Here is a 9,333-nt window from a genome sequence, read left to right as displayed (position 1 = left end):
TGTTTTATTCGAGAAGGCGATTATAGGAGATTTTTAAGGCAGAATGTTTCAGAAAACATAAAACTGGGTAAGTTTATAGATAAATTGGGAAACATATTAGGGGCACATCAGGGTATTCCCTTTTATACTATTGGTCAGAGGAAAGGGTTGGGCATATCTTCGAATGCCAGGAAATATGTAATAAAAATAGATCGAAAAGAAAATACCGTTATTTTGAGCAAGGAAGAAGACCTTTATCAAGACCAATTAATAATTAAAGATTTAAATTTTATCTCCGATGATAAACTTGCAGATTCTAAAAAAGTTGAGGTAAAGATAAGATACAATAGTAAAAAATCCCCGGCAACTATTTCTTCTTACCAAGACAACAAGATACTAATTAATTTTGAGAAACCCCAAAGAGCGATTACTCCAGGACAGTCAGCGGTATTTTACCAGGGAGATATAGTATTAGGAGGTGGAATCATTGATCAATAGTGGCCTTTTATCCTGAAATTTGGAACTTTTTTCATTTTTTACTTTCCCTTCAAATCTGCAAATAATGACTACCAAGAAGGAAGAATTTAAGATAACTTCTTTAAAGTATTAACATTTATTTTTCAAAAAAGTTGCTATTACAGAAAATTTATGTTATATATAACTGTATACAAAAATGTATACAGAGGTATTTGTGAAATGCAGTTTATTCGAATTGGGGAAAAGGTTATAAGCAAAGAAAAATTAAATAAAGAAATCAATAAGATTTTAGAATGGAGAGCTAAAGGAGTAACTCAAGAAGGGGTAGCTCGTAAATTAGGGATTGAAAGAACTTTTGTCTCTAGATTAGAAAGCTTGGGGGAAATAAGAAGAGGTCAAAGAATTGCCTTGATCGGTTTTCCTATTAAAAACAAAGAGGAATTAACCCGTTTAGCAGAAGAGTTAGGGATTGAATATGTTTTACTTTTTACCCAAAAAGAACGTTTTGAGTTTATAAAGAGAAAAGGGAAGAGTGAATTATTTAATGAAATTATGGAAATAATTGTTAATCTGGCCGATTTTGATTTAATTATTTTTATGGGTTCAGATATGAGGGTACCACTAGTGGAAAAAATATTTAGTGTTCAGGTAATCGGTATTGTTATTGGCCATTCACCTATAAAGGAGAGTAAATATGTTGACCCTAAAGAAATAATAGAAATAGTAAAACAGGCGAAAAATTAATTTATAGTTTAATTAAGGAGGGACTAAAATGAAAAGAATTTTAGGAGTTAGCTTAGGTTCTTCAACTAGAGATCATAAGGTGGAGATAGAGATTTTAGGAGAGAAAGTTGAAATCGAAAGAAGAGGAACTGATGGCAATGTTCAGAGGATGATGCAAATTTTCCAAGAATACGATGGTAAAGTTGATGCTTTTGGTTTAGGGGGAACAGACTTATATTTGTATTCCGGACCTGGTGGGAAAAGATATACTATAAAAGAATCGGAAAGAATAGTAAAAGTTATTAAAAAGACCCCTATTGTAGACGGTACCGGGATAAAATATGTATTAGAAAAGAATGTGGTGAAATATGTTGAGACTCAGACTGATATAGTTTTCAAAGGGAAAAAGGCTTTAGTAACTATTACGGTAGATAGATTTGGTATGGCGGAGGGTTTAATAGAAGCAGGGTGTGAGATGACCTTTGGAGATTTGATTTTTTCTTTAAATATTCCTATCCCGCTTCATTCTTTTAAAAGTGTTGAAATTTTAGCTCGTTTGCTTTTACCAGTATTAGTTTATGTTCCCATAAAATATTTATATCCCACCGGCAAGAAACAGGAAAAGTCGAATTTAAAGTATGTTAAATATTTTCAAAATGCCGATATAGTTGCCGGTGATTATTTAGGTATAAGTCAATATATGCCTCAAGATATGAAAGGAAAAATAATTATCACCAATACGGTTACCAGTTCTAATGTGGAGGATCTCAAGAAGAGGGGGGTGAGTTATTTAATTACTACTACCCCCGAATTAAATGGAAGGTCTTTTGGAACCAATGTATTTCAAGCCACTCTTTTGGCAATATCTGGAAAATCTCCCCAAGAATTGAATCCAGAAGATTATTTAAAATTGATAGAAAAAATAGGCTTTAAACCGAGGATTGAAAAGTTAAATTAGATAAGATTTTTATTAAGAGAAGGAGGAAGAGAAATGGGAGTTCTATTAGAAGATAGAATAAATAAACTTAAACGAAGAGTTGATAGAATGAAAGAAAATGATACTTTTTTTTATTTAAAAACTGTAGAAAATACATCAGAATCAAGGGTATTAATTGACCAAAAAGAAAAAATAATGTTTGCTTCTTATAACTATTTAGGATTAATTAATCACCCTAAATTAAAAGAAGCAGCTATTAAAGCTATTGAAAAATATGGAGTAGGGACATCTGGTGTTAGACTATTGTCAGGGACTACTAAAGTGCATGAAGAATTGGAAGCAAAAATTGCTGAGTTCAAGGGTGCAGAAGATGCAATTACTTATACAAGTGGATATGTTACTAATTTGGCAGCGATTACTTCTCTCTATCAAAGAGGAGATCTAGTTGTAATTGATAAAATAGATCATGCTAGTATTATTGATGGATGCATACTTTCCGGAGCAAGATATAAAACTTTTTTACATAATGATATGAAGAGTTTAGAAGGAATTTTAGCTAATTCTGAAGAATTTGTTAATAAAATAGTAATAGTAGATGGAGTATACAGTATGGAGGGAGATGTAGCTAATTTACCAGAGATATCACGTTTAGCTAAAAAATATAATACTAAAGTAATGGTGGATGAAGCTCATTCTATTGGAGTTTTAGGTAAAACAGGTCACGGTATAGAGGAATACTTCGGATTAAAGAATACAGTAGATATTAATATGGGAACCTTAAGTAAAACTATCCCCTCTGTAGGAGGATATATAGCAGGAAATAAAGATATGATTGATTATTTAAGACATAATTCAAGGCCATTTATCTTTTCCGCTCCTCTTCCTCCAGTAACAGCTGCTGTTGCTAAAGCTGCTTTGGAAGTTATCGAAGATGAACCAGAACGTATAGAGAATTTACATAAGAACATGAAGAAATTTAGAGAAGGGATAAATTCTATAGGTTATAATACAGGTGGCAGTATTACTGCTATCGTTCCCCTTATAATAGGTAACGAAAAGGATACTTTAAATCTATGCAAAATGGTTAATGATGAAGGGATATTTATATGTCCTATCCTCTTCCCGGCAATTCCTAAAGGTACCAATAGACTCAGGGCTCATGTCCTTACAAACCATACTTCTCAAGATATTGATAAAGCTTTAGATATTTTTAAAAAAGCTGGGGAAAAATTAGGATTGATTTAGCAATTAATAAATTTATTTGACAAGAAAATATGAATACCTTATAATCTCTAATAAAGATTATTAGATGTATAAGCACTGTTATAAAAATTAATAGTGCTTATATTTATATTTTTAAGGAAAAATATTTATTATTTACTATGAAATGCATAGAATAATAGAATATATAACTTCCAATAAGGAGAGATATTATGATGCTCGATAAAAAGGTAATGTTAACCAAAGAAGGTTTGAAAAAAGTTGAAGAAGAACTTTATTATCTCAAAACAGTAAAAAGAAAAGATATTGCTGAAAAAATCAGGAATGCTGTAACTTTTGGGGAGATTGCCGAAAATGCCGAGTATAGCGCAGCTAAAAACGAACAAGCCTTTATCGAAGGTAGAATCTTAACTTTAATAAAAATTATTGAAAATTATGAATTGATAGATGAAGAAAATAAGGATTTAAATTTTGTATCTCTTGGTTCAGAAGTGATAGTTAAAGATTTAAAAAATAATCAAAAGATTACCTATATTATCTTAGATTATGTTGAATCAGAACCCGATTTTGGGAAAATATCTACTTCTTCACCGATTGGGAAAGCACTTTTAGGAAAAAAGAAAGGTGATATAGTAGAAATTAGAGTCCCGGCGGGGTATCTTAAATATAAAATTTTAGATATTAAATAATTTATATATTGATTATTTACTTTAGTGGCATAAATAATTATTAAAATTGCAATAATGAACAAAGTTATTAAAAATATTAAAATATAAAGATACTTTGTTCATTATTTATTTTTAACCTTTTTAATAAATTGATTATAAACCTAGTTAGAATATAAATTAATCCAAAAGATATGCTAAAAACTAATATTATAATAATTTTAATATTATATTTTTATATTTTTCAAAATAATATTTTGCCATAAGAGAAAAAAGAGGTGAATCAGATGGATATAAAAAAGAATACCGCAGAAATTATATCTAATAAATGGGAAGAGATAAGAGAATTAAAAAGAGAAGGTATTGATCCTTTTGGACATAAATTTATCAGAACTTATCAAATAAAAGATTTAATAGAAAAAAATAAAAATTTGCAGATTGGCGAATGTACTAAGGAAAAGGTTATTATAGCTGGGAGATTAATGGCTTTAAGAAAACATGGGAAGGCTATATTCGCTGATATTGAAGATATAAATGGAAAAGTTCAAATTTATATAAGGTCTAATAAAATTGAAGAGAAGGTTTTTGAGCTTTTTAGTAAAATTAATATTGGAGATATTTTAGGAGTTTCAGGATTAATTTTTAAAACTAGAACTGGCGAAATTACTGTTTTAGTTGAAGAATTTACACTTTTATGTAAATCATTACGCAGTTTACCTGAAAAATGGCATGGACTCAAAGATGTAGAAATAAGATATAGAAAAAGATATTTAGATTTAATAGTTAATCCATCAGTCAGGGAGATTTTTATTAAGAGAAGCAAAGTAATACAGTCTATAAGGAATTTTTTAGATAATAGGAACTATTTAGAAGTTGAAACTCCTATAATGCAACCTATTCCTGGTGGAGCTACAGCTCTTCCTTTTATTACCCATCATAATGCTCTTCATAGGGATTTCTATCTAAGGATCGCTCCAGAACTATATTTAAAACGTTTATTAGTTGGGGGGCTCGAAAAGGTATATGAGTTAAGTCGTAATTTTAGAAATGAAGGTATTTCTACTAAACATAATCCTGAATTTACCATGTTAGAGCTATACGAAGCATATGGTGATTATTACAGTATGATGCAAATTACCGAGGAGTTGATAACCTATCTAGTTAAAAATGTTTTAGGAAGTTTAGAAATTGAATATCAGGGAAATAAAATTGATTTTACACCTCCCTGGGAAAGAATAAGCATGTTTAAGGCAATAGAAGAAGCGGTAGGACTCCGGGTAGATAAAATCTCTAAAAAAGACTTTAATGAAATTGTAAAAAAATATAGTTTGGATATAAAAGGTAATATAAATAGAGGTGAAATTGCCAATGAACTTTTTGAAAAATTTGTAGAACCAACTTTAATTCAACCAACTTTTGTTCTTGATTATCCTCTTGAGCTTTCCCCTCTATCCAAACAGAAGAAAGACAATCCAGAATTAGTAGAACGTTTTGAATTATTTATCAGTTCAATGGAATTAGTAAATGCCTTTACCGAATTAAATGATCCAGCAGAACAGAAACGTCGGTTTGAAGAACAGGTAGCCAAGAAAGAAGCAGGAGATGTGGAAAGTCACTTTATGGATAAAGATTATATTGAAGCTTTAGAATATGGTATGCCCCCCGCAGGTGGTTTAGGTTTAGGAATTGATAGATTAATGATGTTACTTACTAATTCTGATTCAATTAAAGAAGTTATACTTTTTCCTCAATTAAAATCAAAATAATAAAACAGTATATAGTATCGAGTATTGAGTATATAGTGAAGAAAGGAAAAAAAACAGAAATTTGTTAGTTGGTTAGCGGTTATGCGACTAATCGTAGGACAGACGTCCCCCGTTTTCACGAGGGCAGGCTCGTCTGTCTATGAATTACAAAAGAAGGGCACAATTTATTGTGCCCCCTACACCTGAATCCTAATTTCTTTAACGTGATACGTGGTACGCGATACGCAATACGATATGTTAACAACTGTTCACTAACGACTATATTAATTGGTAAATTGGTCAATTGGCTAATTGGGTAATTGATAAACATATGAGATTAGATAAATTTTTAAAAGTAAGTAGACTAATAAAAAGGAGAACAGAAGCTAAAAAAGCTTGTCTCGCTAATTGCATTAAAGTTAATAATCGAATTGCCCAAGCAGGAGATGAAATAAAGACTGGCGATGAATTAGAAATTAATTTTACAACCAAAATCCTACGAGCAAAAGTAATAGAAGTTCCCCTAAAGAATATTCCAGCTGAGGGGGCAAGTTCCTTATATGAAGTAATAAAAGAGATTAAAAAAGAAGAAGATTGAAATTTTAATAAAAATAATTATGAATTTCGGGCTATATTTTTGCTTTACCAGCCAATAAAAGAGGTTTTGAACCAATGGAAGATAAGATAAAAGAAATTTCAGAAAAAATAATAAAGTTATTAGAAGAAAAAAAGATTCAAGAAATAAAAGAAATTATTGATGATCTGCACCCTACAGAGTTTGCTGAGTTAACTGATTATTTATTATTAGAACAAACCATTGGACTATTTAAATTGCTTAAAGATGATGAAAAAATTGCTGAATTACTTTCAGAATTAAGTTCAGAATTACAAACTAAAATAATGGAAACTCTGGGTAAAGAGAAAGCTTCTGATATCTTAGAGGAAATGGACACCGATGAGGCAGTTGATTTTTTAGGGAAAATAACTCCTCAAGAGTCCCGAGAATTGTTAGATTTAATGCCTAAAGAAGAAGCCGAAGGGATAGAAGAATTATTAAAACATAAAGAGAATACAGCTGGAAGTATAATGACCAATGAGTTTATAGCCTTGCCTGAGGATCTTACTGCCGAGGAGACAATAAACAAGATAAGAGAGCTTAACCCAGAAGCAGAGATGGTTTATTATATTTATATTATAGACAAGAAAGAAAGATTAATTGGAGTTATTTCTTTACGAGATTTAATTATTGCAAATCCTAAGGCTAAGATATCTGAGGTTATGGAAGAAGATGTAATAAGTGTGTTAGATACTGAAGATCAAGAAACGGTGGCTCGGGTAATTTCAGATTATGATTTTTCAGCTCTGCCAGTTATTGATAAGAGAGGTGTATTATTAGGTATTATCACTGTTGATGATGTTATCGATGTTATGCAAGAAGAGGTTACTGAAGATATTCATAAGATGGTTGGTTCTTCTGAGGTATATGAAGATAAACTTATTAAGGCAAATTCATTAACTAGAGCAAAGGCTCGAATTCCTTGGTTATTTATATGCTTAGCTGGTGATATTATTTCTGGTTTAATTATAAAATATCATTCTGGGATATTGCAAACTATAATAGCTATGGCATTTTTTATTCCCATGATTTTGGATATGGGTGGAAACGTAGGATCTCAATCCTCCACCATTACTGTTCGTGCTTTAGCTACCGGGCAAATTGAAATAGATGAATTGTGGAAGAATATATGGGCTGAAGTTAAAGTAGGGTGTATAATAGGTTTAGTTGCGGGGGTAGTTATGTCTTTTATAGCACTTTTATGGCAGAACAATTATTTATTAGGTCTATTAATAGGGATATCATTAGGTGTGACTATGATTACAGCTACGACTATGGGGGCTTTATTACCTTTAATTTTTACAAAAATCAAGATTGATCCAGCAATTTCTGCCGGTCCTTTTATTACCACTGCAATTGATGTGAGTGGCTTGTTAATTTATTTTGGCTTGGGTTCTTTTTTATTTAAACATTTTGGTATATAAAATTAAATTTTAATTAATTTAGGTGACCATAATTTAATATTTTATTAAATAAATTGAGAGGAGAGGGATAAGATGAGTGAAATATTTGAAGTTTATGCCAGAGAGATATTAGATTCAAGAGGAAATCCCACTGTTGAAGTGGAAGTAGAACTGGAAAGCGGAGCTATAGGAGTGGCTCAAGTTCCATCCGGAGCCAGTACCGGCGCGCATGAGGCTATTGAATTAAGAGATGGTGACCCAAAAAGGTACTTAGGAAAAGGAGTTCTTAAGGCGGTCGAGAATGTAAATGAGATTATTGCCCCTGAAATTATCGGATATGATGCCACAGATCAATTATTAATTGATAGCCTGTTAATTAAACTTGATGGGACTCCAAATAAAAGTCGTTTGGGAGCCAATGCTATTTTAGGTGTATCTCTTGCTACAGCAAAAGCTGCAGCAGAATTTTTTGGGTTGCCTTTATATGGTTATATTGGGGGAGTAAATGCAAAAGAACTTCCTGTTCCTATGATGAATATATTAAATGGGGGAAAACATGCAGATAGCGGAGTGGATCTTCAGGAATTTATGATTGTTCCGGCCGGCGGTGCTAATTTTCGGGAGAGCCTGCGGATGGGGGCGGAAACTTTTCATACTTTAAAGAAAGTATTAAAAGAAAAAGGATATAATGTGGCAGTTGGGGATGAAGGTGGCTTTGCTCCTAATTTAAAATCAAGCGAAGAGGCGATTCAACTAATAGTAGAAGCAATTAAAAAAGCAGGATACGAGCCAGGTAAGGATATTTATATAGCCTTAGATCCGGCTGCTTCAGAGCTATATCAAGGTGGGAAATATGTATTATCCCGAGAAGGAACAGTTAGAACTTCCCATGAGATGATAGATTATTATACTGGATTAGTAGAAAAATATCCTATAATTTCTCTAGAAGATGGCTTAGCCGAAGACGATTGGGAAGGATGGCAAAAACTTACCCAAAAATTAGGTCATAAAGTACAGATTGTAGGGGATGATCTTTATGTTACTGACAAGAAGAGACTTAGTCGAGGGATTGAGCTAAAAGCCTCTAATTCGATTTTAATAAAATTAAATCAGATAGGAACCTTAACAGAAACTTTAGATACTATTGAGACTGCAAAGAAAGCAGGTTTTACTGCGGTAATTTCTCATCGTTCCGGAGAAACAGAAGATACTACTATTGCTGATTTAGCTGTGGCGACTAATATTGGACAAATTAAAACTGGTTCTCTTTGTAGAACGGAACGAATTGCCAAATACAATCAATTGCTGCGTATTGAGGAACAATTAGGAGAATTGGCAATTTATCGTGGGAAGGCAGTATTTAATATAAAATGATATCGATTAGGTCAATATTTCATTCGAAAATAATTTGGGCTTTAATTTTAGTTTTAATATTTTATATAGTTTTTTTATTTTCAGATAAATATGCTAAGACCTTACAACTAAAAGAAGATATTAAAAGACTGGAATCAGATATAAAAGAGTTAAAACTAAAAAATATAAATTTATCAGAAGAAGTAGAATCGTT

At 31.6% G+C, this 9,333-nt stretch carries 10 protein-coding genes; all 10 read left to right on the top strand.

Going from position 1 to position 9,333, the window contains the following annotated elements:
- The coding region (locus COZ07_RS05825) for an aminomethyltransferase beta-barrel domain-containing protein (protein ID WP_406607633.1) at positions 1–477 on the top strand (477 nt) is incomplete at its 5' end.
- Positions 478–627: 150 nt separating this feature from the next.
- Complete coding sequence (locus COZ07_RS05820) at positions 628–1,200, top strand: helix-turn-helix domain-containing protein (protein WP_406607632.1); 573 nt, start codon at positions 628–630, stop codon at positions 1,198–1,200.
- 28 nt (positions 1,201–1,228) lie between these two features.
- On the top strand, positions 1,229–2,137 hold the full coding sequence (locus COZ07_RS05815; RefSeq protein ID WP_406607631.1) for a quinate 5-dehydrogenase: 909 nt from the start codon (positions 1,229–1,231) through the stop codon (positions 2,135–2,137).
- Positions 2,138–2,170: 33 nt separating this feature from the next.
- The gene (locus COZ07_RS05810) at positions 2,171–3,361 is read left to right on the top strand and encodes an aminotransferase class I/II-fold pyridoxal phosphate-dependent enzyme (RefSeq protein WP_406607630.1); all 1,191 of its coding nucleotides are present in this window, start codon (positions 2,171–2,173) and stop codon (positions 3,359–3,361) included.
- 191 nt (positions 3,362–3,552) lie between these two features.
- On the top strand, positions 3,553–4,026 hold the full coding sequence (gene greA, locus COZ07_RS05805) for a transcription elongation factor GreA (RefSeq protein ID WP_406607634.1): 474 nt from the start codon (positions 3,553–3,555) through the stop codon (positions 4,024–4,026).
- Positions 4,027–4,289: 263 nt separating this feature from the next.
- A complete protein-coding gene (lysS, locus tag COZ07_RS05800; protein WP_406607629.1) occupies positions 4,290–5,768 on the top strand; it encodes a lysine--tRNA ligase in 1,479 nt (492 codons plus the stop codon).
- A 283-nt stretch (positions 5,769–6,051) separates the two neighbouring features.
- A complete protein-coding gene (locus COZ07_RS05795) occupies positions 6,052–6,345 on the top strand; it encodes an RNA-binding S4 domain-containing protein (RefSeq protein WP_406607628.1) in 294 nt (97 codons plus the stop codon).
- Between the two features lie 74 nt (positions 6,346–6,419).
- The gene (gene mgtE / locus COZ07_RS05790) at positions 6,420–7,787 is read left to right on the top strand and encodes a magnesium transporter (RefSeq protein WP_406607627.1); all 1,368 of its coding nucleotides are present in this window, start codon (positions 6,420–6,422) and stop codon (positions 7,785–7,787) included.
- 72 nt (positions 7,788–7,859) lie between these two features.
- Positions 7,860–9,140: a phosphopyruvate hydratase gene (eno, locus tag COZ07_RS05785; RefSeq protein ID WP_406607626.1), complete on the top strand. Its 1,281-nt coding sequence runs from the start codon at positions 7,860–7,862 to the stop codon at positions 9,138–9,140.
- On the top strand, positions 9,137–9,333 hold a 197-nt coding region (locus COZ07_RS05780), incomplete at its 3' end, for a hypothetical protein (protein WP_406607625.1). The genes eno and COZ07_RS05780, both read left to right, overlap by 4 nt.

Source organism: Candidatus Infernicultor aquiphilus (genome assembly GCF_002784285.1).
GTDB classification, from domain to species: domain Bacteria; phylum Atribacterota; class Phoenicimicrobiia; order Phoenicimicrobiales; family Phoenicimicrobiaceae; genus Infernicultor; species Infernicultor aquiphilus.
Note: the sequence above shows the minus strand (reverse complement) of the source record. Positions and strands in the feature narration are given on the sequence as shown.

Bases quoted from the DNA above. Each gene is read 5' to 3' on its own strand.
- COZ07_RS05820 (WP_406607632.1), top strand. From the start codon at position 628: ATGTTATATATAACTGTATACAAAAATGTATACAGAGGTATTTGTGAA.
- COZ07_RS05815 (WP_406607631.1), top strand. From the start codon at position 1,229: ATGAAAAGAATTTTAGGAGTTAGCTTAGGTTCTTCAACTAGAGATCAT.
- COZ07_RS05810 (WP_406607630.1), top strand. From the start codon at position 2,171: ATGGGAGTTCTATTAGAAGATAGAATAAATAAACTTAAACGAAGAGTT.
- greA (WP_406607634.1), top strand. From the start codon at position 3,553: ATGCTCGATAAAAAGGTAATGTTAACCAAAGAAGGTTTGAAAAAAGTT.
- lysS (WP_406607629.1), top strand. From the start codon at position 4,290: ATGGATATAAAAAAGAATACCGCAGAAATTATATCTAATAAATGGGAA.
- mgtE (WP_406607627.1), top strand. From the start codon at position 6,420: ATGGAAGATAAGATAAAAGAAATTTCAGAAAAAATAATAAAGTTATTA.
- eno (WP_406607626.1), top strand. From the start codon at position 7,860: ATGAGTGAAATATTTGAAGTTTATGCCAGAGAGATATTAGATTCAAGA.